This is a genomic window from Thermodesulfobacteriota bacterium, from assembly GCA_026415035.1.
Lineage (GTDB): Bacteria > Desulfobacterota > BSN033 > BSN033 > UBA1163 > RBG-16-49-23.
Map to the genome: position 1 here is coordinate 35,812 of JAOAHX010000012.1, position 24,165 is coordinate 59,976.

Sequence of the window (24,165 nt, forward strand, 5' to 3'; positions counted from 1 at the left end):
TCGGGGCAAACCCGTTACTGGATCGTCTCTCCAGGCTTCACCACCAAGACCTTCGTCTGGGGGACCTCCCTCATCAATCTTTGATATTCCTCAACGGTTCCGGTCAGGACGGGAAAGGTCCCGTAATGGATCGGGATCACATACCTCGAACCGAGGAGTTTGGCCGCATAGGTGGCCTCCCTCGGATCCATCGTGAAGTGGCTTCCGATGGGCAGGATGGAAAGCTCCGGTCGGTAGAGCTCCCCGATGATCTTCATGTCTCCGAAGACCCCGGTGTCGCCGGCGTGATAGAGGGTGAAGCCATTCTCGAAGCGAATCACGAACCCCACCGGCTCCCCCGTGTAGATGACCTGATCGCCCTCGGTCACGCTCGAGCTGTGAATCGCATGGACCATGGTAATGGCGATCCCGTGGGAGGTGAAGGTCCCGCCCTTGTTCATCCCCGTGACATTCTTGGCGCCCTTCCGGGTCAGGTATCTTCCCAGCTCGGGCTGGACGACGATCCTCGCATTCGTCTTCTCGGCGATCGCCAGGGTATCTCCCACATGGTCTCCATGGCCGTGGGTCACCAGGATGAGATCGGCCTTCTCCACGGTCTTGTGTTCCGGCGGGGTCTTCGGATTCTGGCTCAAAAAGGGGTCGATATAGATCACCACGCCTTTGGGCGAGACGAATTTGAAGGCGGCATGGCCGAGATAGGTGATCTTCACCTCTCGGCCGATCTCCTCGGCGTGAAGAGGAAGTAGAAGGGAAAGGAAAACGCTCGTCAACACACCTAACATGAGACTCCAGAATTTCATCGCGACCTCCTCCTTTTCGTTTGGATTTCCATCGCCCTATCTCTCCCCTTTTAGCCGTGTGGGAAGGAAAACCGAGATGGTTTTTTGGGGGTGACGACACCGTCTCCAAAGGGGAGAGGCCGGTTTAATCTCCGATCCCATCCATGGGGGAAGACTCCTTTTGGAAGATCCCTTTTGCCCGCCAGAAGAGGTTGGAGAGGCCGCAGAGCCTCCTCCCCCAGAAGGGGGGCGAGGACCTTCGGGCGTCGGGGTGGATGAAACAGAACTTTTTGCATTTGAGCTGAAGCAGGCGCCTTTCGAACTCCCTGCCGTTCCTCACCCCTTCGAAATAGTCAGGGATCCAGTATCCAAGGGAGGAGAAGGCGTTCTCCCTGCCGGAGTGGTAATGATAAAAATCCATGAAGTTCCAAAGCCTGGTCTTCACCCCGAACCTTTCCGGGTCGAGATGCCAGGGGGAACCGGGCTCCAGTTCGATCGTGAAGGTCCGGATGCCTCTCACGTTGGGATAGCGGCTTCGGATCTCCCTCTGGAGCCGGATCGTCTGACCGAGGTCCTCCTCTCTTTCAAAGGGGACCCCGAGGGTGAAAAAGAGGTCACAGAAAACCCCGTGGTCTTTCAGCTGGTCGAGACACCCCATCAGCTCCCGGTTCGTGTAAGGATAACCCTTGTGAATCGCCCTCAGACGGTCCGATCCGACATCGGGAGAGAGGGCGAGGAGGGACTTCGGCCCTGGGAAGGTTTCCTTGAAAGATCGGATGAAGGCGGCCGTGGGCAACCCGAAGGCTTCGAAGAAGCATTCCATCTGGATCTTCTCCTTCCGGATGCGGGAGAAGAGCTCGAGAAAATAGTCCGGTTTGCCCGGGTAGGGATCGAAGCAAATGTGGAAGGTCTCGTATCCAAAGGAGAGGGCCTCCTCGATCGACTGAAGGACCTCCTCCACGCCTCTGAATGTAACCCTCTTCCGTCCCGTGATCGTGCTCTGACAGGGGATGTTTCCGCTGCACCAGGTGCACTGGACCGGACAGCCTCGGCCCAGGGGGAGGTGGTAGACGGGCGATTTGAGAGAGTACATCCAGAAGTTCTTCTCCTTCGACACACCCTTCACATAAAAAGGTTGACCGATGAACCGGATATAGGTGGAGTGGTTCTTGAGGAGTCGGAAGTTCGTGAAAGAGAGGCGATTCAGATCCGCTTCCGAAGCCACATAGGAGAGAGGGTTGACCAGAATCCTCCGGTTCCTTCTCCAGGTGAGATTGGGGATCGAAAAGAACTCCCTTTCTCCTTTCAGAAGGGCGCGGGCCAGTTCGAGAAGGGGGATCTCGGCCTCACCCCGGAGGATACCATCGACCTCATCGAAATTCCTTAAGATCTCTTCGTGGAAGAGGCTGGCGGTGAAACCTCCCAGAAGGAGGTAGGCCTGAGGGATGGACTGCTTCACCCTTTTGGCCACTTCGAGGACATCGTAACTCTGGTGGTGCCAGTGGAGGTCGAGGGCCACGATCCGAGGGTTCTTCTGACGGATATAACGAATCAATGAGAAACGGGGGTCTTCGATCCATTCCACGCCGAGGTGGAGGACCTGGGAGGGGAAGCCGTTTCGATCAAGAAAATCGGCAAGGGCCAAGAGGCCCATGGGAAGGAAATTGATCCAGAGGAAGGAGCCGATCGGTCGATAATAATTTCTCAATTTGGGGACGTGAACGAAGAGGCAATCCACCCTTTCCATCGCTCGAATTGTAAGATGGATCACCAAAAGATTGCAACTTGCCTCGGCCTTCGGCTTCTATAGAGGGGCCCTCCTCCCTCACGAATCGCTTAGGGCCTTTTCCTCCTTTGGGATAGGGCCCTGGCCGCGAAGAGGCCAGAGAGGCTTGCGCCCACGATGCCATGGGAAGGCCGGGTGTAGTGGCCCACCTGATAGAGGCCAGGAATGGCTGTTCGATGGGAGGGGCGAAAGGGTCCGATCTGTTCGGGGGTGGAGGCCAGGCCGTACATGGCGCCCTGTTCGTTTCCAGTATAGCGCTCGAGGGTAAGGGGGGTGGCGGCTTCGTAAAAGAGGAGATGGTCGGACAGGCCGGGGATCAATTTCGATTCGAGCTGTTGGATCAGCTGTCTGCAGAAGGTCTCTTTCACTTCTCGGTATTGGGCAGGGTCCTTCCTGCCCCATGTTTCACGGTAGGCATAGGGGGCGAGGGCAAGGACCTTGAGCACGTGTTTCCCCTCCGGAGCCAAGGAGGGATCGAGGATGGTCGGTACGGTCACGATCAAGGTTGGATTCTTCGGCACCTCGCCCCTTCGCATCATCCGGTACTCCTCCTCGAGGTCCGAGATGGATCGAAGGTAGGTGAAATAGGGAACTTTCAATTCTTTAAGATTTAAATCCGTGGCCAGATAGAGGATGAAGCAGGAGAGGGAGTATTCGAACCGCCTCGCCCTTCTTTCGAAGGGCCCACGGAATTCTCGAGGAAGCCTTCGAATGAGGTGGTTTGGGTTGATGTTCGAAAGGATCAGGGGTGCGAGAAAGACTTCTCCCCCTTTCGTCAGAAGGCCTTGGACCTTTCCGTCCTTGATGAGGATCTGATCCACCTCGTTTCTAAAAAGGATCTCTCCTCCGTAGCGGACCAATGCCTTGACCATGGCCTCCGGAAGCCTTCCCATCCCGCCCTTCGGGTAAAAGACCCCTTCCATCAAGGCCTTGTTGAGGAGGGCGGCCACAAAGAGAAAGGAGAGGCGAGAAGGGGGTTCCGTTGCGGGGAGGGTATGGAGGGCCATCTTGATCTCCCTCGATTCGAAGAGAGGATCGAGGACCTTCTGATGGGTGGCCCGGTGAAACCGGAGGAGATATCTGAAGGAGAAGGGGAGAAGAAGCCTCTTGGCGAGGGTCGACTTGGCATAGGCCTCCATCTCCTCTCCGATCCGTTTGACCAACCGAAGGTACTTCGTCAACCCCCTCTCTTCCCCAGGAAAGAGCCTCCTCAGCTGATCGATATAAGAGGAGAATCCTCCCCTTTCGAGGCGGATCTCGAACCCGGGATAGACATTATGAATCTCTTCGATCGGGATGAACTCGACCGCCTCGTGGGCATCGACCTCTTTCAGGATTTGGTAAAACTCGCCTCCCTCATGGCATCCTCCGACGAAGGCCCCTGTCGCATCGAAGGTGAATCCCCTTCTCCGGAAGGAGACCACATAGCCTCCGGGCTGATCCTCCTTCTCGAGGATGAGGACCCTCCATCCTTTTTTGGCCAAAAGGGCACCGGCCGTCAGACCCCCCATGCCCGCGCCGACGACGATGGCATCGTAGCTTTTAGGAGAGGCCACGACGACCCCCAAGGAGCATGAGCATCGAGGGAAGGAGAACGAGGGAGCCGATCAAGCAGGATCCCATCCCGAGGAGCGTCACCCAGCCCATCGAGGTGAGGGCCTGGTAGCGGGCCGTGACCAAGGAACCGAATCCGAGCATCGTCGTCACCGTACACATCGTCATGGCCCTGCCCGTTGTCCTTAAAGCCTGGGCCGGGTCTTTCGCCCCCTGCTCCAGGTAACGGTGCATCAGATGGATGCTGTTGTCGATCCCCATGCCGATGATCATAGGGAGGACGACCGCGTTGACAAAGTTGATCCGGATGCCCAGCAGGCCCATCGCCCCGAGCATCCAGGTGAGTCCGGTGGCAAGAGGGACCAAGGTCAACAGGGCCACCCTCCATTTTCGGAAATGGGAGAAGACCAGCAAGAGGATCATCAAAAAGGAAAGGGGCGAAAGGAGGAAGAGATCTTCCCTGATGAGCCTTAGGATCTCTGCCTCCACCCTCTCGGCCCCGGTCACCGAAACGCCCCGAAGCTCTCTCTCTAAGGCCTCGAGGGAGAGCCTCCCCCTCTGGTAGTAGATCGGCGTGGCGAGCCTGTAGGTCTCACCGGTGTGCTTGAGGAGGGGTTCGAGCCCCCTCTTGAAAGGGCTTCTTTCGAGCCGCTCGAGGAGGGCTTCGGGCTGAAAGATGGGTGCATCGCCCAGATGGATCGCTTCGAGGCTTCTTAAGAGCCCCTCGAACTCCTTTACCTCGAACCCGTTCGCCTTCAGGGCGTTCCGGAGGTCTTCCCTCACCCTCTCCCAGTCGAAAGACTCCCGAAGGGCCTTTAAGATCTTTCTCTGCCTCTCGGGGGAAGGGACGAGCGAGGCGAGGGAGACGAAGGATTCGATCTTACCTTCATTCTGATATCGATTTAGGACGGGAATCGTCTCTTCCTCTTTGGAGAGCAGACCGGAGAGGTCCCTCCCTTCCCGAACGAGCACGGCCTCCCATCGCCTTCCGCCGAAGGCCTTTGCCATCTGTTCGAGCGCTCCGAGGGATTGGACTCCCTTGGGTCTTAAATTTCTCAAGTCCTTTTCCACCTCGATCCGTAAGCCGTAGAAGGCCAGAAAGAGGGTTACTGCGGCGAAGCAGAGCACGACCGCCCTGGCATGGTTCCTTAGGAAGGAGGAGAGGGTTTGGTATCCGAGGCTCTGGAGAGCCGGATAGGCATGGGCCTTCTTACGGCCATCGATCCAGATGAGGAAAGAGGGGAGGACGAAGGTGATGCAGAGAAGGGCGCAGAGGAGCCCGACCGAGACGATGAAGGCCAGCTCCATGATCCCCCTTATGCGTGAGAAAAAGAGGATGGCAAAGGCCGAGATCGTTGTGAGGGCGCCGGTCCAGATCGCTGCGCCCGTCTCCGAGAGCGTGGTCTCCATGGCCGAGGAGACCTCCTTTCCCAGAGCCCTCTCCTGTTGATAGCGGTCGTAGAGGTGGAGGCCGAAGTCGATCCCCAGCCCGACCAGAATGGCGGCGAAGGCGCTCGTCAGAATGTTCAAGCTCCCTAAGGTGAGCGAGGCGATCCCCATGGTGAGTTGGATCCCGCCGAGGAGGGGGAGGCCGACGAAGAGGAGCGTCACCCACCTCCGATAGACCAAAAGGAAGAGGAGGAGGACGAGGATCAGAGAAGTGATAAAAGAACTTTGCATATCGAACCGGAGGGTTTTCGCCTCGGCTGTGGCAATGGGGTGGGCTCCGGTAAAGAAGACCTTGATGCCTCTGGCTTCCAGGGCAGTTCCCTCAGATACGAATTCTTTAAGCTTCTTCATCAGGTTGTTCGAGAAAGAGAGAGCGCTTGCAGGCTGCAGAGGTTCTGTGATGATCAGAAGGCTGTTTCCATCTTTCGAAAGAAAGAAAGGGCTTGACGCATCGAACTCCATGCCCTTCATCCCTGCGCTCCACTTCTCCATAAAGAGCCATCGAAGTTCCAGGGGATCGATCCGGATCAAATCTTTCATCGCAAAAGAAGCTTGGCTGACCAGAACCCTCCTGTTCTTACGAATCTGTTTGGAAATCTCAGCTTCTGTCCACTTCTCTTTCAGCTTCGGGATATCCTCTTCGTCGAGAAAAAGATAGGGATGGGTGAGAAAGAGCGAGAAAACGGGCATGGCTTTTTCAAGATCCTCCAGCTCCATTTTCTGGTAACGGACATTTTTAAAAGCGGGTTTCCCGTCGATCTCCATCTTCTTTAAACCCTCTGCCATCTCTCTGCCGAAATCGGTGAAGGGCTGATGTTCAGCTCCTTTTTCTTTCTCCAAGAGGATGAAGAGGAGATCGAACGTGCCTGCCTGTTTCAGATTCTCTAAATAGAGTTTGATCGCCCCCTTTTCCGCGGGAAAGAGTTTCAGAAAATCAGGATCGAATTGGAGCCTTCCGGTGAGGAGAAAGGCCATGGCAAACAGGCCGAGGAAGACGAGGAGGATCTTCCGATGATGAAAAAAACAGAGACGGGCGATGCCCTTGAGTATCTTCTTTCGCATGACGAAAAGAGAACTGTTGAAGAAAGATGAGAAGGATTATAACAGAAGCACGCCGGATATGAAAATTGGTGAGGAATTCGAGGGAATGATTGTTTTTTTCAGAGCAATGACCAGGGGATGGCAAATATATCTTTGCCCAGGGTCAAGGTTTCCGAGCCATTATAGACGACCAGACCTGCCTTCCAACCTGGGAGCATCTCTCTTAAGAAAAAAAGCGATCCCGCGTCCCGGATTCCCACTTTTTTTGCATATTTTACCTCAATCGTTACAATCTTTTTGCCCATTTCGAGGATGAAATCGACCTCTTTCTCTTTCCCTCCCTGTGTCCGAAAATAATAGAGATTTCCCCCGTGCATCGAAGAAAAAACGAGGAGGTTTAGACAGATATAAGATTCGAAAAGCATTCCCCTCATCGACTCCGTAATCTCTTCCGGGTGAGTCACACCGGTTAAAGCACAAACAAGGCCGGGATCAATAAAATAGGCTTTGGGCGATTTGATGATCCTCTTTGAAATATTAGCGCTATAAGGATTAAGTTTCACCAGGAGCCCTGTTATTTCAAGAAGATTAATATACCTACCAGCTGTAGCCTGAGAGAGTCCCGCATCCCTGGCGATTTCGCTTTGCCTTAGAATCTGACCGTTCCTCATGGCCAGAAGTCCCATCATTTTTCGAAAATCGGGAAGGTTAGTGATCCGGGTCAGGTCGCGCAGATCCCGTTCCAAATAGGTCCGGACATACCCTCTCCACCAGGAGGAGATTTCCTGGTCATCCGAGAGAAACAGAACTGGCGGAAGGGCGCCCCTGAACAACAATTCCTCAATCTTCCCGCGGTGCGGCTCCTTCAGCTGAGGAGGCTTCTTCTCTGGGAGGTTCATCATCCAGGTTGCGATGGGAGCCTCCTTTTCTTCTCTGTAAGCCATGGGGAGGAGTTCAAAATAGGTTGCCCGACCAGCCAGGCTTTCCGAAACCGACTTCATCAGGAGAAGATTGGTTGACCCGGAGAGAATAAATCGTCTATTCCGATCCCTATCCACAGCCCGTTTGACAGAGAGCAGGAAATCCGGGTTCCTTTGAACTTCATCGATGATCAAATGGTCTGAGATGGCCAGGAGCTCCTCTGGCCGTCTTTGGGCCATGGCAAGCATATCGAGATCGTCAAGGGTGATATACTGCCATTGGGGAGGAGCGAATTCATGCTGAAGGAGGGTGCTTTTCCCTGTTTGCCTCGCACCGCTCACCACAACGATTGGAGAAAAGGAAGTCGCTTTTTTAATCTGCTCAGCCAGCCACCGCGATTTGTAACGCCATTTCATTGCAGACATCTATACAATATCTATTATTTGCTGATGGAAAATATATCATTTAATGATCTAATTGTCAACAAAGCAATCCCCCGAATTAAGTTTGCCGATAGGAAAAGATTATGATAGGGCTAAAAATCCACTCCACACCTATCCATTAAGATCATGGACAAGGATTCCTCTTGGAATCAAGGTCTACATAGAGGAGAACAGAGAGCCCGGCCCCATACCCAGGGTTACAAATCCCTTTCATATTATCAAGGTGAAAAGTTATTCCTCCGTGATCTTCCAACGGTATCAACCCGAAGGTTTCTGCCGAGAGAATGAGGATTGCGAAAAAGATGAGCGTTGTAAAAAGAGGACGGGCGATTGTGAAGGGAATGGCCTATGTAAAACGAAACCCGAGGCCTGCCTCCAGGTATATCTACCTGTCTGTGGGTGTGATGGATGTGAAACGGCATTGGCAGGCGTCTTCTTGCGCGATATAGGAAGATGCGGAGGTCGATAATAATGGCTATTAGGTCGTTTGAAGTGACAGGTCCGGTTATGCCCTCAAAATAGGTCACGAAAAAAGGTTCAACCTTTATCGATTCACAGGGGGCGATCCTCGATCGCCCTTCAATTTTTTCTTGTTTCCTACAATCTCCTTCCTCATCCCTCTCTTTACAATAAGACCCTCCCCGATTACAATCCAGAGCCATGAGTTTCAGGAAGATCTTCAGCCGTGAGTTTCGGCTCACATTCGTGGCCCAGCTTGCCTTCTCTTCCTCCCTCTTCATCCTCATCCCGACCCTCCCGGTCTACCTCTCCCAGTTGGGCCGAGCGGAGGCCGAAATCGGCATTCTCATCGGGACCTCGAGCGTCTCCTCGGTCCTCATGCGGCCTCTGGTGGGATGGGCCCTTTTAAGGATCCCTGAGAGGAATTTTATGTTCGGGGGCGCTTCTCTCCTCGGCCTCTGTGCCATCGCCTATATCGTCCTCCCCCCTTTCTGGCCCTTTTTGGCCATCAGGGTCGTTCATGGGTTCGCCTTTGCCCTCTTTTATACGGCCTCGACGACCTACGTCACCCGGATCAGCCCGGAAGAGCACCGGGGCCAGAGCATCAGTTATTTCTTCCTCGCCTTCAACCTTGCCTTTGCCCTGGCCCCTTCCTTCGGGATGTTCCTGCTCAACCGTTTCAATTTCACCGTCCTCTTCCTGGTCTGTGGAGCCCTCTGTCTTGCCGCCCTTTTTCTGACCACCCGGCTGGAAAGGGGAGAGAAGGCCATCTTCGATGCGACCGGAGACCGATCCCTGATCTCCACCAAGGCCCTCCCTCCTGCGGTCCTCGCCTTCTTCACCCATATCATCTGGGGGGCGTTGACCACCTTCTTTCCCCTCTATGCCCTCGAAAACGGGATGAGGAATCCGGGTCTCTTCTTTACGGCCTTTGCGGCCATGCTCATCTTGGGTCGGATGTTCGGAGGGAAGATCCTCGATCTCTATCCGAGGGAACAGGTCATCTTCCCCTGTTTGATCACCTATATCGTGGCCACCCTCATTCTCGCCTTCTCGAAAACGACGCCGATGTTTATCTTGGCCTCCCTCATCTGGGGTGCGGGAAACGCCTTGGCCTTTCCTGCCTTTGTCGCCCTGGCCATCGACCTTGCCGGTTCCTCCCGCGGTCCGGCCTTAGGGACCTTTACCGCCCTTTCCGATCTCGGGATCGGGCTGGGAGCGGTGATCATGGGCGGGGTCTTAAGGTTGACCAATTTCCAAATCATGTTCCTCTCCCTTGCCTTGACCGGCCTCATCAATTTTCTTTTCTTCTACGGGGTCTTTGTTAAGCGAAGGCCTCGACGCTCTCCGTCAAGGGATGGGGACTGGGAGAGGTGAGGCCGACGGCCAGCCCCCTTTGTCCTCGGCCTCAAAAGGGGACCTAAACGCATCGCAGAGCTTCCGCAGAGGGCCTATAATTTACCCGGGGAGGGAGATTCGCAGTTTCTCAAAGGGGGATTCGAACTCGCGGAGGAGGCGATGGGCCTCGTCCAACGAAACCGGCTGGAAGCGAACTCGGTCCCCGGGTTTCAACTGGGCCACCCGGGTCAGGTCAACGGAGAGGAGGGTGGCGATCTTCGTATAGCCACCGGTGACGAGTTCGTTCAGGATGATGATCGGTCTCCCGTCTCCCGGAACCTGGATGGCACCGGGGAGGAGACCTTCGGAAATGATCGATTCTTCCACGTCGGGCCTCCGCTCGATGGAGGGCCCCAGAAGTCGAAGCCCGATCCGATCGGATTGGGGCGAGACCTCATAGGTCGCTGTCGAAAAGGTCTCCAATCCCTTTTCCGTGAAGTGGTCTTCTTGCGGACCCCAGAGGACCCTGAGGTGGGTCTCTTTTTCGAAGGTGGGGATCCACTCCGATGGAAATCGCAATCCCACCCGATCCATGGGAGAGGGGATGGAAGGTCGAAAGAGGATATCTCCCTTCTTTAAGGGTCTTCCTTCAAGGCCCCCGAATCTTCCCGTGAGGAAGGTCGAACGGCTCCCCATCACCTCGGGCACCAGAACCCCCCCGCGAATCGAAAGATAAGCTCGACATCCAGACCGGACCTTCTTGAAGGCCAAGACATCCCCTTCGATGAGGAGATGGGTCCTCCACATCTCCAGGGGCTCGCCGTTGAGCGTCGGGCCGAGATCTCCTCCTGTAATGGCGATGGTGACCTCCTGGAGCGTTTTCAACTTCAGGCCCGCAAGCATCGTTTCGAGACAGGCCTCGTTCCCAAGGTTGCCCACAAGGAGGTTGGCCGCTCGGTAGGAGAAGGGATCGAGGGCGCCCGAGGGAGGCACGCCAAACTGGCCAAAGCCGAACCTGCCTCCATCTTGGATCGTGGTCAGAATCCCTGGGTCCAGGACTTCAAAGGCGGCTATCCGTTCCATTCGAGGAACTCCTTCTCGCTGATGGGATAGAACTGAACCCGATCTCCCATCCGGAGGAGGGCAGGCGGGTCTCGATGAGGATCGAAGAGCTCGACCGGCGTTCGACCGATGATCTGCCATCCTCCGGGGCTTTCCATCGAGTAGATCCCGGTCTGCCTCTGGGCGATCGCCACAGAGCCTTTGGGCACGGAGAGCCTCGGAGTCTTTAACCTCGGGGTAATCAGGGCCTCGGGAAGTTCTCCCATATAAGGGTAGCCCGGCATGAAGCCGATCATGTAGATCAGGTAGGGTTTGCTGCAATGAAGCCGGATCACCTCTTCAGGCGTGAGGCGATGGTATTGGGCCACGAACTCGAGGTCCGGGCCATAGGGCCCTCCGTAGACGACAGGGATTTGGGTAAGCTTTGGCTCCGGAAGGACAAGCCCCTGGAGTCCCGCTTCGATCTCCCGGAGTTGCTCTTTCAAGGCATTGAGGGAGAGGATCAAGGGGTCATAGCGGATGAGAAGGGTGGTGTAAGCGGGGATGACCTCGATGATCCCGCCGAGCGATTTCGCTTGGAGGGCGAGGGCCATCCTCCTCACCCTCTCATTCACCTCGGCCGAGATCTCCTTTCCGAAATCGAGGAGGAGTCCCCGATCCCCCACGAGCCGAAACCCGATGTTGAAAGGGGGACCCCCTTGCCATTTTAACATTTAATATTTCCCTCCCTTCCCGTTTGCCTTCAAAATTTTTGTCCCCCCAAAGCCCGCTTCCTCACCGCCCTGTGAGTCCCATCCTTGCTTTCACCCATCCTTTTCTGTTTTCCCGAAAAGCCGCAGGGTATAAATCCCTTTTGGCAAAAAGGCTGCCTCGTCCCCAAAAAGGTTGCATGACTGCAAAAGATTGTTTTTGGGAGAAGACCTCGCCCGGTCTTATCAACGAGGGAACATGATTCCTTAGGAGAGCCCATTCGTAGCAAGGTTTGAAGGTCCTGATAAAATGTTTCCCTTGCCAAGGTGATCACGGAAGATGGCTTTCTCTCCATCCTCCAGAGGATCACCTGACGCAAAGCTCCGGGGGGATCTAACCTTGCCTGATAGGGCATGGCCTATTCATAGCATAGATTTTCATAAAAGCCAAAAACGGACGTTCCCAGGGGGAGTACAGAAAAAAGATTCCAAAAGATTCAAAAGGTTGCCAAGTGCGACAGTTAGGGCCAGCCGAGGAAACGTTTGATCTCCTCGGTGAGCTGGGGAAACGGCGATGGCGTGAACGAGAGAAGAAAGACGAGGAACATGAAACCTCCCATGGCCTTTCTCCTTCCGTCGAGCGGGGTTTCATCGTCCAGGGGCCTTGGATGGCGAAAGCCGAAGAGGACCATCAGGATGAGCAGCAGGAACCACCCCGGATTCAAGAAGACCGTGATGAAGCCCATCGCGGCGATGGCGATTAGAAAGACGGCCCGGCTCTTTTGGCCGAAGATGGCGTAGGCGATGTGGCCCCCGTCGAGCTGGCCCACGGGAAAGAGGTTGAGGGCGGTGACGAAGAGGCCCACCCATCCCGCGTAGCCGATGGGATGGAGGATCACTTCGAACCCCTCCGGGATATCCCCGAGGACCAGTCGCTGAACCAGGGCGAAGAGGAGAGGGTCTGCTAGGTGGAGGGTCGTCCCCTCCTGAATATGCGCCCTCGGAATTAAAGTGGAGAGCTTCAACCCGATGGCGATGGCTGGGAGGCTCAGGAGGAAACTGGTCAGGGGGCCTGCTACTCCGGTATCGAAAAGGGCCTTCCGGGAGTAGATGGGCCCCTCCATCCGGATGATCGCACCCAAGGTTCCGAACGGGGAAAGGGGAAAGGGGAGAAAAAATGGAAGGGTGGCTCTCATCCCGTGCCTCCGGGACATGAAGTAATGGCCCAATTCATGTCCCAGGAGGATGAGGATGATCGAAAGGGAGTAACCCCATCCTCCGGTCCTCCAGGTGGAGGCCACCGTGAGGAGGAAGAGGACGAGGTGGATCGTGTGGCGACGCATGAAAAGGGTTTATTTCTTCTTCTTGTGCCGGTCCCGATCGAGCCTCTTCCGATGTTTGTGCTTGGCCATCTTCTTTCGCCGTTTCTTTACGACGCTTCCCATCGTGTTCGCTCCTCAGAGAATTTCCGCGGTGTCAATCGACGATCACGTTCGTCTGCGTTCTCAAAACGCCGGACAGGCCCTGGATCTTGGTGACGATGAAGTCGCCGAGGATGTTGATGTCCGGCGCCTCGACCAGGGCGATCACATCGTAGGGACCGGTCGTCGCGTTGGCCCGCTTCACGCCTTGAATCTTCGAGGCCTCCTTCGCCACATCCCTGGCGGCCCCCGCCGTGCATTCGATGAAGACATAAGCGGAGATCGGCATAGGATCACCTCCTTTACGGGTTAAGTTATCCTAATCCTCTTCCAATTTCAAGTCATTTCTATCGCATCACCATTCGGGGAAGCCAGAGGACAAGGTCCGGGACGTAGGTGACGAGAAAGAGGACGCCTATGGCGGCGAGGAGGAAGGGAAGGATGGCCCGGACGATCTGTTCAAGGGTGATCCTGGCGATGCTGCAGGCGATGAAGAGGCAGACGCCCAAGGGAGGCGTGATCAGGCCGATGACGAGGTTGAGGACCATCACCAGCCCAAAGTGGATCGGATCGATTCCCACCTTCACCGCGAGGGGCAAGAGGATGGGCGTCAGGATGATGAGGGAGGCGGTCGTCTCCATGAAGGTTCCCACGAAGAGGAGGAAAAGGTTGATCAGAAGGAGGAGGACCCATTTGTCGGTAGTGATGGAGAGAAAGAGCTGGGCGATCGCCTGGGGGATCTGATGGTTGGCGAGGATCCAGCCAAAGATGGCCGAGTTTGCGATGACGAACATGATGAGGGAGGTGGTCACCATGCTATCGACCAGAACCCTGGGAAGGTCTTTCCAACGAAGTTCCCGATAGATCAGGACGCTGACCAGAAAGGCATAGACCACGGCGACCACGGCGGCCTCGGTCGGCGTGAAGACGCCTCCGAGGATTCCGCCAAGGATGATGGCGGGCATGAGAAGGGCGAAGAGGGCGTCTTTGAGGCCGACAAAAAATTCCCTGAGGGACTTGGCCGGCTCTTTCGGGTAATCCCTTTTGCAGGAGATATAGTAAGCCACACCTAAAAGGGAGAACCCTACCAGGATCCCCGGGATGACGCCGGCTAGGAAGAGGGCCCCGATGGAAAGTTCTCCTACCGTCCCAAGGATGACCATGGGGATGCTGGGCGGGATGATCGGGCCGACCGTTGAGGAGGCTGCGGTCACTGCGGCACTGAAGTCCCGGTCATATTTCTCCTTTTCCATCGCGGGAATGAGGATGGAGCCCAGGGCCGAGGTGTCGGCCACTGCCGCGCCCGTGATGCCCGCAAAGAACATGCTGGCCACGACGTTGACCAGGGCGAGGCCGCCCCTGACATATCCGATGAGGATGTTGCAAAAGTGGATGAGCCTCTTGGTGATGCCTCCGATGTTCATCAGGTTCCCGGCGAGAATGAAGAAGGGGACGGCCAGAAGGGGGAAGGAGTCGGTCCCCGAGAACATCTGTTTAGGGATGAGCAGGAGGGGGACCTCCCCAGAATAGAGGAGCCCGACGAGCGAGGTCAGCCCGAGGACAAAGGCCACAGGGATCCCCGAGGCGAGAAAGACGAGGAAACTCACGGAGAGGATCAAGATCATCTCAGAACCCTGCGGCCACCCTTTTCTCCGCTTCGGTCTTTTCCATCGAGGCCCGGTCTTCTCCTTGTCGCCATTTCATGAGGAACTCGTTGAGGAGATGGATGGCCATGAGGAGCGAGCCGACCGGGATGGCAAGGTAGGGAAGCCCCATGGGAATTCTCATCGCAGGCGAGACCTGTCTCATGTTGAAGGAGGCCATTTGAAAGCCTTTGAGGATCACCAGGATCAGAAAGAGGAGGAGGATGGCCAGGGTGGCCAAGGAGAGAAGCCGTCTCCTCTCTCTTGGCAACCTGACCACCAAGGCCTCGACGCCGATATGGAGTCCCCTTTTGACGGCAACGGAGGCCCCTAAGAAGGAGGCCCACACGAAGGCATATCGGGAGAACTCCTCAGACCAGGGAAGGGAGTGGACGATGACGAAGCGGAAGAAGACCTGGGCGAAGGTGACCCCGGTCATGGCCAGAAGCAGGAGGAGGCAGCAGATCTCCGCCCCCCGATTGAACCAGTGACTGAGCTTAAAAAGCATCTCCTCCCTATCTCGTTTGGACGATCCGGTCGATCAACTCTTTTCCGAACCGGCCTTCATACTTCTTGTAGGTAGGCTCGGTGGCCTTCTGGAAGGCCGACTTTTCGGGAGTGGTGATCAGCATTCCAAATCCCTTCAACTCCTCGAGCCATTTGGCCTCGCTCTCCCGGTTGAACCTTCTTTCGAACTTGGCCGCCTCCCTTCCGGCCTCGACAAAGATCTTCTGAAAATCGGGCGACAGGCCTTTGAACTTTTTATCGTTCATGAGAAGGAGGGCAGGAGAGTAGACATGGCCGGTGAGGGCGAGGTGTTTGTTCACCTCGTAGATCTTGTGGGTCCGGATGATGCCGATGGGATTCTCCTGGCCATCGATCACGCCTTGCTGAAGGGCGGTATAGACCTCTCCCCAGGCCATGGGCGTCGGATCGGCACCTAAATTCCGGAAGGCCTCCATGTGGACCTCGTTCTCCATCGTCCTCAACTTCAATCCCCTGACATCCTCCGGTCGGTTGACCGGCCTCTTGTTATTGGTAAGGTTCCGGAAGCCGTTTTCCCAAAAGGCGATCCCCTTGATCCCCGCCTTTTCGAGCTCCTTCAAGAGACCTTCGCCGATGGGGCCATCGAGGACCTTGTCCACGTGGCTGTTGTCCCGGAAGAGGAAGGGAAGATCGACAACAAGCATCTGGGGGACGAAACCACCCATCGGGCCGGTGGAGGTCACGACCAGATCGATCGTCCCGATCTGGAGGCCTTCGACCAGCTCCCTCTCCCCTTTCCCGAGCTGTCCTGCGGGAAAGATGTCAATTTTCACCGCCCCCTTGGTCCGCTCCTGGACGAGCCGGGCAAGCTCGACGGAGCCCACATGGTAATGGGCGGAGGTGGAGACCATGTGGGCCAGCTTCAGGGTCATCGTCTGGGCCTCGACATGTCCGATGGCGCCGAGCGCCAGGAGGCCAATGGCCAACACCATGATGGAGACGATCTTCTTTCTCATCTTTCTTTCCCTCCTTAAAGGTCGATTTTTGAATTCTTCTCCAATCCCTAAATAGATCAGGCTTTCAGCTTCTCGAGCTCCTTTTCGTCGATGTGGAAGCTGTGCTGGTCGGTCGGAAACTTTCCTGTCAGCACTTCCTCCCGGTAGGCCTCGAAGGCCTTGAGCATCTGTTCGCTCAGGTTGACATATCGCTTGGCAAATTTGGGGGTGAAGCGGTCGAAGAGGCCGAGCATGTCATGGACGACCAGGACCTGACCGTCGCAGTGAACCCCTGCCCCGATTCCGATGACAGGGACCTTCAGCCGCTCGGTGATCTTCTGAGTGATGGCCGCGGGGATCGCCTCCACCAGGACCGAAAAGGCGCCGGCGTCCTCGAGGGAGAGGGCGTCGTCGATGATCTTCTGGGCAGCCTGGGCATCCTTTCCCTGAACCTTGAACCCTCCGAGCATGGAGATGGTCTGGGGCGTCAACCCGATGTGGCCCATGACAGGAATGCCGGCCTTCACGATGGCCCTCACGATCTCCTGGACGCTCGCCCCCCCTTCCAGCTTGACGGCGTCGGCCTTGCCTTCCTTCATAAAACGGCCCGCATTGAAGATGGCCTCTCTTTCGGAGGTGTTGTAGGACATGAAGGGCATATCGCCGATGATGAGGGCGTATTTCGCGCCCCGGGTGACCGCTTTGGTATGGTGGATCATCTCCTCCATCGTGACGGGGATGGTATTTTCATAGCCCAAAACCGTCATGCCGAGGGAGTCGCCCACCAGGATGATGTCGATCCCGGCCCGATCGACCAGGAGGGCTGTGGGGTAGTCATAGGCCGTGAGCATGGTGATCTTCCGACCCTCCCTCTTCATCGCCTGGATGTCCACAGGAGTCAACTTTTTTCGTTCCATCCTTCCCTCCGGAAAGAAGAATCTGAACTAAAATTGTTTTTCGATCACTTTGATCAGGTCCGTGATCATCCGGTTGTAGGGGACCGATAGGCCGAGACGTTCGGCCTCCCTCACCAGGGCACCGTTGATGGCGTCGATCTCGGTCCTGCGCTTCCGGTCGAGGTCCTGGCCCATGGAGCAGCGATTCTCCCGGGTGGCCTCGAGAACGGCCTTCACCCGCTCCAGGGGGTTTCCCTCGATCCGAATCCCCTTCCTTCGGGCGACCTCTACCGCTTCGGAGACGAGGGCTTCCAGGATCCTCAGGGATTCGGGGTGATCGAGGATCTGACCGTTCTTCAACCCGGTGATGGCGGCCAGGGCATTGAGCCCCGCATTGACGAAGAGCTTCTCCCAGACGAGGTCGTGGATGCGGGGAGAGACCTCGGTCTCGATCCCTGCCTTCTGGAAGGTCCGGGCGATCCGGATGACCCGTTCCGTGATCGTCCCGTCGAGCTCTCCCACATAGGTCTTGCCCCATCCCGCATGGCGGATCCTGCCGGGTCCGATAAGCGTCGCTCCCTGACCCGTCACACCCAGGATCACCTTCTTTCGGTCGACGAATCGGCAGAGGACCTCTTCGTTTCCGAGGCCGTTCTGGAGGGTGAGAAAGAGCGTATCCTCCTTCTCGAGGACCAGGGAGTCCTTGACCGCCTGTTCGGTATGGTAGGTTTTAACGAAGTAGAGGACGAGATCGGCCTTGCCTATGGCAGTCAGATCGGCGGTGGCCCGAACAGGGATATTCTGTATCTTGTCCCTCTCTTCGATCACGAGGCCCTGGGTGCGGATGGCTTCGATGTGTTCTTTCCAGATATCGAACAGCCATACCTCTTCGCCTTTTAAGGCCAGAAGGCCACCGAAGAGGCTTCCCATCGCGACCGCGCCGATGACGACGGTCTTCATCCCGACAACCTGCCTCCGGAAAGATAAATGAAAAGTTAACACAGCATCAAACGATATTCAATCGTCTCTTTTCCTTTTTCCCCATGGCCGCGATCACGTTTGAATGGAAATAAAGGAAATAAAAATGTTGTTGTTCTCCCGAGTGAGTTATAGTATAGATAGATGACCCCGGAGGTCTATCCATGATCGAGATCCGTTTTCACGGCAGGGGGGGCCAGGGCGCGGTGGTGGCCTCCAAAGTCCTTGCGGTCGCCTTTTTCCACGAAGGGTTTTACGTCCAATCCTTTCCCGCCTTCGGGGTTGAGAGGAGAGGGGCCCCTGTGATGGCCTTTCTGAGGGTGGACCGCCAGCCCATCCTCCTGAGGACGAACATCTATCGGCCCGACCACCTCATCGTCTTGGATCCCACCCTCATCGGAGCGGTCGATGTGACCACCGGGCTGAAACCGGACGGGTGGGTCGTCATCAATTCCCATCAATCTCCCGAGTTCTTTCATCCCTTTTTGAAAGGCTATCGGGTCGCCACGGTCGATGCCACCTCCATCGCCATTCGGAACGGTCTGGGCACCCGGACCAATCCGATCGTCAATACGGCCATTTTAGGGGCCTTCGCAAGGGTGACGGGCCTGGTGGGGATAGATTCGGTCGGCCTCTCCATCCGGGAGGAAACCCCGGGAAAGAAGGACGAGAATGCGAGGGCGGCCCGGGAGGCCTATAACGAAGTCAGATTCGAGATTGGAAATTCCAAATCCCCCGTCGGGATGTTGGATTTGCCTTAAGGGTCGTCCCTCGATTCCAAGTGGAAGGGCAACGATGAGCAATCCTATAACTTTCAAAGAGGCTTCCGAGATGCCGATGGTCGCGGTCTCCTGCGGGGACATGGCGTGGAACAGGACCGGCGCCTGGAGGGCCCAGCGTCCCTTTTACGAGGACAAGACCCCTCCCTGCAGTGCTGCCTGTCCTGCAGGAAATGACATCGTCGGCTTCATCCAGAAGGTGGCCGAGGAAGACTTCGAAGGGGCCTTCCGGATCCTCACCGAGGAGAATCCCTTTCCAGGGGTCTGCGGCCGGGTCTGTTTCCATCCCTGTGAGACGAAGTGTAACAGGGGTTCCTTCGACGAACCGATCGCCATCCATGCCTTGGAGCGGTTCGTGGCGGAGGTCGCCTCCCTCTCCGGCAGGCCGGTCGAAAGGGTCGGTGAGAAGAAAAAGGAGAAGGTCGCCATCGTCGGCTCAGGGCCGGCAGGGATGAGCTGTGCCTACCATCTTGCGAGGCTCGGTTACGACGTCACCGTCTTCGAATCCTTCTCCAAGGCCGGCGGTCTCTTGAGGATGGCCATCCCCTCCTACCGGTTGCCCAGGGACGTCTTGGATAGGGAACTTTCCCGGATCGAGGCCCTCGGCGTCCAAATCCGGACAGGCGTCCACATGGGTCAGGATTTGAGCTTCGAGGATCTGAAAGAATATCAGGCCACCTTCATCGCCACCGGCGCTCACAGGGCCAGGGAGCTTCAGATCCAGGGCGAGAAAGGAAGGGGTGTCCTGAGGGGCCTCGATTTTCTCAGGAGGCTCAGCCAGAAGAGAAAAGTGGCACTGGGCGAACGGATCGCCGTCATCGGCGGCGGAAATACGGCCGTCGACGTGGCCCGCTCATTGGTTCGCCTCGGAAAGAGGGCGACCATCCTCTATCGCCGCTCGAGAGAGGAGATGCCAGCCTTCGAGGAGGAGGTCCTCGAGGCGCTCGAGGAGGGGGTGAAGATTCGCTACCTCGTCCAGCCCGTCCGGATCGGCGACAAGGACGGCCTCAAGCGGATCGAATGTCTCCGAATGGAACTGGGAGAGCCCGACGAGAGCGGTCGGAGGAGGCCCGTTCCCGTTCCTCACTCCACGGTCCGCATCGATGTCGATCAGGTGATCGTTGCGACAGGCGAGGAGATCGAGGCCTCCTTTTTGCCGGAGGGGCTCGAAAGGCGAGAGGGGATCGTCCTCACCCGGCGAGACGGAAGCACCGGCATCAGGGGCGTCTTTGCCGGAGGAGACCTCACCTCCAACCAGCGCACCGTGGCCCACGCCATCGGCTCCGGAAAGAGGGCGGCGATGGCGATCGATGCCTTTCTTTCCGGTCGGGATCCCGAGAAGGTGATCGAAGGGCACCTCATCGGAGGAGGTCCTTCGGTGTCGATTTCCCGCTATCTCCATCCGGGGGAGCGTCCGAGAAATCCTCACGTGGTCTCCTTCGAGGAGTTGAACCTGGACTATTTCGAGCCTGCCAGGAGGCAGAAAGAGGCGAAGCGGTCGGTCAGCGACCGGATCAAAGGGTTCGAAGAGATCACCTCCACCCTTCCGAAAGGAGCGGCACTGGAGGAGGCGGAGCGCTGCTTCAACTGCGGCACCTGCAACGGCTGCGAGATCTGCTATGTCTTCTGCCCCGATCTCTCGATCTTGAAATCGGCAGGGACGATCTCCCGCCAGATCGATTACGACTACTGCAAGGGATGCGGGATCTGCTTCACCGAATGTCCAAGGGGAGCCATCTCGCTGAAAGAGGAGGCCAAATGAAGAGGGTCATCACGGGAAATCAGGCCGTGGCCTATGGAGTCATCTTGAGCCGGGTCGATGTGGTCTCGGCCTATCCCATCACCCCTCAGACGACGATCGTGGAGGAGCTTTCGGAGTTGATCGCAAGCGGCCGCCTCAGGACGAGGTTTCTCAAGGTGGAGTCCGAACACTCCGCCATGGCCGCCCTCATCGGGGCCTCCACCGGCGGCGTGAGGTGTTTTACGGCTACCTCTTCCCACGGGCTCGCCTACATGCACGAGATGCTCCACTGGGCCTCAGGGGCCAGGCTCCCCATCGTGATGGTCAACGTGAACCGCGCCATCGGCCCTCCCTGGAACATCTGGGGAGATCAGAGCGATTCTATCTCCCAGAGGGACACCGGCTGGATCCAGCTCTACTGCGAAAACAATCAGGAGGTCCTCGATACGATCATCCAGGCCTACCGGATCGCCGAGACCGTGAGGCTTCCCGTGATGGTCGTCCTCGACGCCTTCGTCCTCTCCCACACGGCCGAGCCGGTCGAGGTGCCGAGCATCGAGGAGGTGGATGCCTTTCTTCCACCCTTCTGTCCCGATTTTCCCATCGACCCTGAGGAGCCGAGGGCCTATTCGGTGATCACCACGCCCGACTATTTCATGGAGTTTCGATACAAGATCCAGAGGGCCATGGAAGAGGTTCCCCAGGTCATGAGGAAGGTCGACGAGGAGTTCAAATCCCGATTCGGCCGGGGCTATGGCTCGATCGAACGATACGGAAGGGAGGGGGCCGAGTTGGTGCTCGTCACCTCAAGCACCGTGACGAGCACCTCGAGGATGGTGGTTCAGAGGCTTGCCGAAGAAGGGATGAGCGTGGCCGGCCTGAAGGTCAAGAGGTTTCGGCCCTTCCCCGGAGAGGAGATCAGCCAGGCGATCGAGGGCGCAAGGAAGATCGCCGTCATCGACCGTAACCTCTCGGCCGGCGTGGGAGGCGTCTTCGCCCAGGAATTGAGGGCCGCCCTCTACTCGAGGGAGGAGAGACCGGTGGTCTTCGGCTTCGTCGCAGGGCTGGGCGGAAGGGATATCACGCCCGAACGGATCGAGGAGGCGATCCATTACACGAGGGAGCACGATCGGCCCGATGGCGATATCGTGTGGCTCGGTTTGAAAGGATAGGTTTTAGTTTTGGATCGATCTAAGGATGGAGGAAGGGAGGATGAAGCGATTCGACATCCCCATCGATGAAAACCTCGGCCACGGACACCTCGCCTGTGCCGGCTGCGGCGCGGCCGTCGCCATGCGACTCGTCCTGAAGGCCTTGGGCGAGAGGACGGTCATGGTCTTTCCAGCCTCTTGTTGGTCGATCGTCCCGGGTTTCTGGCCTTACTCTGCCTATAAGATCACCGCGGTCCATGCGGGGTTCGTGACCGCGGCGGCAACCGCCTCGGGCATCCGGGCCGCCCTGGATGTCAGGGGAGATCGGGAGACCCTGGTCGCGGTCTGGGCCGGAGACGGCGGGACGTTCGATATCGGGCTTCAGGCCCTTTCGGGCGCTGCCGAGAGGAACGAGGACATCCTCTACATCTGCAACGACAACGAAGGGTATATGAACACGGGGACCCAGCGGAGCTCGGCCACCCCCTTTCTCGCCTGGACCACCACCACCCCGACGATGCAACCCAAGGAGAACCCCAAGAAGGACATCATGGCCATCATGGCGGACCATCACATCCCCTATGCTGCAACGGCCACGATCGCCTATCCGGATGACCTCATCCGAAAGTTGGAGAAGGCAAAGGCCATCCGGGGCACCCGCTTCATCCACCTCTTCTCGCCTTGCACACCGGGTTGGAAGATCGCCTCAGAAAACACGATCAAGGTTTCGAGGCTTGCCGTCCGATCGAGGGTCTTTCCCCTCTACGAGATCGAAAACGGGAGGGAGTACACCATTCAAGAGGAGTCCCGGGTCGTGCCCGTCAGGGAGTACCTGAAGCTCCAAGGCCGCTTCAGCCATCTCACCGAGGAGGAGATCGAGACGACCCAGAGGATGGTGGATGAGGCCTGGGAGCGCCTCCTCCGCAGGGCCCGCTGCTGATCCTTCCTCGGAGGACCTGTCGGTGCCCTTTTCTCAACCCATGACGAAGCCAAGCTGCCTCCAGGGAGGTGGCATTATTTTGGGACTTGACAACTAAACAAATGTATAGTATCATGAGGCGGAAATGTCGATCGATCCCGTCCATCATTCAAAACAGGAGGAGAGGATGGAGCTTACGGAGCGGCAGAGGGAAGTCCTCGGTTTCATCCAGGGCTTTATTAGGGAGAGGGGTTATCCGCCCTCGATCCGGGAGATCGGGGAGTATTTCCACATCTATCCCAGGGCGGTCTTCGATCACCTGAAGGCCCTGGAGAGGAAGGGCTATCTGAGACGGCAGGGTTCGATGTCGAGGGGGATGGAGCTTCGCATCTTTCAGGGAGAGAGGCTTCGTGGAAGGGAGGAGAGACCGTCCGTCAGGGAGATTCCCATCTTGGGAAGGGTTGCCGCAGGAAAGCCCACCCTGGCCGTGGAGAACGTGGAGGGATCGATTCCCCTGCCCACGGAATGGGTCGAAGGAACGGAGACCTTCCTTCTGAAGGTCAAGGGCGACAGCATGTCGCCCTTCATCCTTCCTGGCGATTATGTGATCGTTCGCTCCCAGCCCTCGGCCGAAAACGGGGAGGTCGTGGTCACCTTGATGGGCGAGGAGGCGACCGTGAAGCGGTTCTTCAAAAGGGAGGGAAGAATCGAGCTGAAGCCGGATAACGAGAACTGGGAGACGATCCAGGTGGAGGAGGGTTCCGGAGAGGTCCGGATCGTCGGGAAGGTGATCGGGGTGTTTCGGAGGATTTAAATCCCATTCGAAGCGGTGGGTTCGGAGCGGGAGACTTTAAGCGGAGAGAGGAGATTTATGGAGGAAGGGAGATTTGATTTTGGAAATTTGAAGCTCTATCCGAAGGCGTTCGAGACCTCTTCCGCCCTGTCCGTCCGGGAAGCGGACCGGCTCCGAACGGCCTCCCCCCTGGACGAGATCCTGGTCCGGTTGACTCCGGAGGCGCTCCTTTCGACGGCAAGAAGAATCCTCTTTCACGGAGAAGGGGCAGGAGGGATCGCCTCCTATGCGGCGGGGTGGATGGCGGGCAGGGGGATGGAGGTCGTCGTCCTCGACGGCGCCAACCGCTTCGATCCCTATCTCGCCTCCTCCCCTGCCCGAAAGGCCTCGATCTCTCCGGAAGAGCTCCTCAGGCGGATTCGGATCGCTAGGGCCTTTACCTGCTACCAGATGGCCACGCTGGTGGGAGAACGGCTTTCTGCCTTCCTCAGCGAGGAGGGAGACGATGGAGAGGGCAAGAGGCCCTGGGTGATCCTCTTGGGGCCGATTGCGACCTTCCTGGATGAGGATGTGCCGGAGAGGGAGGCCGGGCATCTCTTCGAGAGGACCCTGAGAAAGGTCGATGGAATGGCTGCAGAGGGGATACCCTTCTTTCTGTTTCAGCCCCCTCTCCCTCCGGGTTCCAGGAGGCTCTCTCTCATGAGGAGGCTCTTCCAATCTTCCGATCTGATCTGGAGGATTGCCCTGGAGGATGAGGGGCCCAGGATGATCCTGGAGAAGAAGAGAGGAGAGGAGCGAGGCCGTCTCTCTCGCTCCTTCTGATATCGTTCCTTTAGTCAATC

Annotated in this window: 22 protein-coding genes; 7 read left to right on the forward strand and 15 right to left on the reverse strand. The window is 57.1% G+C overall.

Going from position 1 to position 24,165, the window contains the following annotated elements:
* Positions 1-14: 14 nt before the first annotated feature.
* The 5 genes from N3G78_08615 to N3G78_08635 form a co-directional block, all read right to left on the reverse strand.
* On the reverse strand, positions 15-800 hold the full coding sequence (locus tag N3G78_08615) for a metal-dependent hydrolase (protein ID MCX8117977.1): 786 nt from the start codon (positions 798-800) through the stop codon (positions 15-17).
* A 124-nt stretch (positions 801-924) separates the two neighbouring features.
* Positions 925-2,526 carry a cobalamin-dependent protein gene (locus N3G78_08620; protein ID MCX8117978.1) on the reverse strand — a complete coding sequence of 534 codons (1,602 nt, stop codon included), beginning with the start codon at positions 2,524-2,526 and terminating at the stop codon, positions 925-927.
* Between the two features lie 89 nt (positions 2,527-2,615).
* Positions 2,616-4,121, reverse strand: a complete 1,506-nt coding sequence (locus tag N3G78_08625) for an NAD(P)/FAD-dependent oxidoreductase (GenBank protein MCX8117979.1) — start codon at positions 4,119-4,121, stop codon at positions 2,616-2,618.
* Positions 4,108-6,630 carry an MMPL family transporter gene (locus N3G78_08630; protein ID MCX8117980.1) on the reverse strand — a complete coding sequence of 841 codons (2,523 nt, stop codon included), beginning with the start codon at positions 6,628-6,630 and terminating at the stop codon, positions 4,108-4,110. Before N3G78_08630 ends, N3G78_08625 begins: the two co-directional genes overlap by 14 nt.
* A gap of 98 nt (positions 6,631-6,728) precedes the next feature.
* Positions 6,729-7,946, reverse strand: a complete 1,218-nt coding sequence (locus N3G78_08635; protein MCX8117981.1) for an ATP-binding protein — start codon at positions 7,944-7,946, stop codon at positions 6,729-6,731.
* A 687-nt stretch (positions 7,947-8,633) separates the two neighbouring features.
* Here N3G78_08635 and N3G78_08640 point away from each other — a divergent pair.
* Positions 8,634-9,809 (forward strand): MFS transporter, encoded by a 1,176-nt coding sequence (locus tag N3G78_08640; protein ID MCX8117982.1) that lies wholly within the window; start codon positions 8,634-8,636, stop codon positions 9,807-9,809.
* 81 nt (positions 9,810-9,890) lie between these two features.
* Here N3G78_08640 and N3G78_08645 read toward each other — a convergent pair whose 3' ends face one another.
* From N3G78_08645 to N3G78_08690, 10 genes are all read right to left on the reverse strand, one after another.
* On the reverse strand, positions 9,891-10,853 hold the full coding sequence (locus N3G78_08645) for a biotin-dependent carboxyltransferase family protein (GenBank protein ID MCX8117983.1): 963 nt from the start codon (positions 10,851-10,853) through the stop codon (positions 9,891-9,893).
* Positions 10,841-11,545: a 5-oxoprolinase subunit PxpB gene (gene pxpB / locus N3G78_08650; GenBank protein ID MCX8117984.1), complete on the reverse strand. Its 705-nt coding sequence runs from the start codon at positions 11,543-11,545 to the stop codon at positions 10,841-10,843. Before pxpB ends, N3G78_08645 begins: the two co-directional genes overlap by 13 nt.
* A gap of 497 nt (positions 11,546-12,042) precedes the next feature.
* Positions 12,043-12,864: a site-2 protease family protein gene (locus N3G78_08655; protein ID MCX8117985.1), complete on the reverse strand. Its 822-nt coding sequence runs from the start codon at positions 12,862-12,864 to the stop codon at positions 12,043-12,045.
* Between the two features lie 9 nt (positions 12,865-12,873).
* Complete coding sequence (locus N3G78_08660; protein MCX8117986.1) at positions 12,874-12,966, reverse strand: aurora kinase A-interacting protein; 93 nt, start codon at positions 12,964-12,966, stop codon at positions 12,874-12,876.
* Between the two features lie 31 nt (positions 12,967-12,997).
* Positions 12,998-13,231 (reverse strand): Lrp/AsnC ligand binding domain-containing protein, encoded by a 234-nt coding sequence (locus N3G78_08665; protein ID MCX8117987.1) that lies wholly within the window; start codon positions 13,229-13,231, stop codon positions 12,998-13,000.
* Between the two features lie 58 nt (positions 13,232-13,289).
* Positions 13,290-14,567, reverse strand: coding sequence for a TRAP transporter large permease (locus tag N3G78_08670; GenBank protein MCX8117988.1), 1,278 nt, complete (start codon positions 14,565-14,567; stop codon positions 13,290-13,292).
* A gap of 1 nt (position 14,568) precedes the next feature.
* Positions 14,569-15,093, reverse strand: coding sequence for a TRAP transporter small permease (locus tag N3G78_08675; GenBank protein MCX8117989.1), 525 nt, complete (start codon positions 15,091-15,093; stop codon positions 14,569-14,571).
* 7 nt (positions 15,094-15,100) lie between these two features.
* Positions 15,101-16,087 (reverse strand): TRAP transporter substrate-binding protein, encoded by a 987-nt coding sequence (locus N3G78_08680; GenBank protein MCX8117990.1) that lies wholly within the window; start codon positions 16,085-16,087, stop codon positions 15,101-15,103.
* Between the two features lie 56 nt (positions 16,088-16,143).
* On the reverse strand, positions 16,144-16,983 hold the full coding sequence (panB, locus tag N3G78_08685; GenBank protein MCX8117991.1) for a 3-methyl-2-oxobutanoate hydroxymethyltransferase: 840 nt from the start codon (positions 16,981-16,983) through the stop codon (positions 16,144-16,146).
* Between the two features lie 27 nt (positions 16,984-17,010).
* Positions 17,011-17,922 (reverse strand): 2-dehydropantoate 2-reductase, encoded by a 912-nt coding sequence (locus N3G78_08690; GenBank protein MCX8117992.1) that lies wholly within the window; start codon positions 17,920-17,922, stop codon positions 17,011-17,013.
* A 182-nt stretch (positions 17,923-18,104) separates the two neighbouring features.
* Between N3G78_08690 and N3G78_08695 the strand changes: the two genes are divergently transcribed.
* The 6 genes from N3G78_08695 (at position 18,105) to N3G78_08720 (ending at position 24,145) form a co-directional block, all read left to right on the forward strand.
* Positions 18,105-18,701, forward strand: coding sequence for a 2-oxoacid:acceptor oxidoreductase family protein (locus tag N3G78_08695; protein MCX8117993.1), 597 nt, complete (start codon positions 18,105-18,107; stop codon positions 18,699-18,701).
* A gap of 70 nt (positions 18,702-18,771) precedes the next feature.
* Entirely contained in the window at positions 18,772-20,481 is a 1,710-nt protein-coding gene (locus tag N3G78_08700) for an NAD(P)-binding protein (protein ID MCX8117994.1), read from the forward strand.
* Positions 20,478-21,632 (forward strand): pyruvate ferredoxin oxidoreductase, encoded by a 1,155-nt coding sequence (gene porA / locus N3G78_08705; protein MCX8117995.1) that lies wholly within the window; start codon positions 20,478-20,480, stop codon positions 21,630-21,632. The genes N3G78_08700 and porA overlap by 4 nt, the downstream gene beginning before the upstream one ends.
* 40 nt (positions 21,633-21,672) lie before the next feature.
* On the forward strand, positions 21,673-22,551 hold the full coding sequence (locus N3G78_08710; GenBank protein MCX8117996.1) for a thiamine pyrophosphate-dependent enzyme: 879 nt from the start codon (positions 21,673-21,675) through the stop codon (positions 22,549-22,551).
* A gap of 166 nt (positions 22,552-22,717) precedes the next feature.
* Positions 22,718-23,344 carry a transcriptional repressor LexA gene (gene lexA, locus N3G78_08715; GenBank protein MCX8117997.1) on the forward strand — a complete coding sequence of 209 codons (627 nt, stop codon included), beginning with the start codon at positions 22,718-22,720 and terminating at the stop codon, positions 23,342-23,344.
* Between the two features lie 57 nt (positions 23,345-23,401).
* Positions 23,402-24,145, forward strand: coding sequence for a hypothetical protein (locus N3G78_08720; GenBank protein MCX8117998.1), 744 nt, complete (start codon positions 23,402-23,404; stop codon positions 24,143-24,145).
* The last annotated feature ends 20 nt before the right edge of the window (positions 24,146-24,165 follow it).

Coding starts and splice junctions, on each gene's coding strand:
- N3G78_08615 (MCX8117977.1), bottom strand. CDS start 800: ATGAAATTCTGGAGTCTCATGTTAGGTGTGTTGACGAGCGTTTTCCTT.
- N3G78_08620 (MCX8117978.1), bottom strand. CDS start 2,526: ATGGAAAGGGTGGATTGCCTCTTCGTTCACGTCCCCAAATTGAGAAAT.
- N3G78_08630 (MCX8117980.1), bottom strand. CDS start 6,630: ATGCGAAAGAAGATACTCAAGGGCATCGCCCGTCTCTGTTTTTTTCAT.
- N3G78_08635 (MCX8117981.1), bottom strand. CDS start 7,946: ATGAAATGGCGTTACAAATCGCGGTGGCTGGCTGAGCAGATTAAAAAA.
- N3G78_08640 (MCX8117982.1), top strand. CDS start 8,634: ATGAGTTTCAGGAAGATCTTCAGCCGTGAGTTTCGGCTCACATTCGTG.
- N3G78_08645 (MCX8117983.1), bottom strand. CDS start 10,853: ATGGAACGGATAGCCGCCTTTGAAGTCCTGGACCCAGGGATTCTGACC.
- pxpB (MCX8117984.1), bottom strand. CDS start 11,545: ATGTTAAAATGGCAAGGGGGTCCCCCTTTCAACATCGGGTTTCGGCTC.
- N3G78_08655 (MCX8117985.1), bottom strand. CDS start 12,864: ATGCGTCGCCACACGATCCACCTCGTCCTCTTCCTCCTCACGGTGGCC.
- N3G78_08660 (MCX8117986.1), bottom strand. CDS start 12,966: ATGGGAAGCGTCGTAAAGAAACGGCGAAAGAAGATGGCCAAGCACAAA.
- N3G78_08665 (MCX8117987.1), bottom strand. CDS start 13,231: ATGCCGATCTCCGCTTATGTCTTCATCGAATGCACGGCGGGGGCCGCC.
- N3G78_08670 (MCX8117988.1), bottom strand. CDS start 14,567: ATGATCTTGATCCTCTCCGTGAGTTTCCTCGTCTTTCTCGCCTCGGGG.
- N3G78_08675 (MCX8117989.1), bottom strand. CDS start 15,093: ATGCTTTTTAAGCTCAGTCACTGGTTCAATCGGGGGGCGGAGATCTGC.
- N3G78_08680 (MCX8117990.1), bottom strand. CDS start 16,087: ATGAGAAAGAAGATCGTCTCCATCATGGTGTTGGCCATTGGCCTCCTG.
- panB (MCX8117991.1), bottom strand. CDS start 16,983: ATGGAACGAAAAAAGTTGACTCCTGTGGACATCCAGGCGATGAAGAGG.
- N3G78_08690 (MCX8117992.1), bottom strand. CDS start 17,922: ATGAAGACCGTCGTCATCGGCGCGGTCGCGATGGGAAGCCTCTTCGGT.
- N3G78_08695 (MCX8117993.1), top strand. CDS start 18,105: ATGATCGAGATCCGTTTTCACGGCAGGGGGGGCCAGGGCGCGGTGGTG.
- N3G78_08700 (MCX8117994.1), top strand. CDS start 18,772: ATGCCGATGGTCGCGGTCTCCTGCGGGGACATGGCGTGGAACAGGACC.
- porA (MCX8117995.1), top strand. CDS start 20,478: ATGAAGAGGGTCATCACGGGAAATCAGGCCGTGGCCTATGGAGTCATC.
- N3G78_08710 (MCX8117996.1), top strand. CDS start 21,673: ATGAAGCGATTCGACATCCCCATCGATGAAAACCTCGGCCACGGACAC.
- lexA (MCX8117997.1), top strand. CDS start 22,718: ATGGAGCTTACGGAGCGGCAGAGGGAAGTCCTCGGTTTCATCCAGGGC.
- N3G78_08720 (MCX8117998.1), top strand. CDS start 23,402: ATGGAGGAAGGGAGATTTGATTTTGGAAATTTGAAGCTCTATCCGAAG.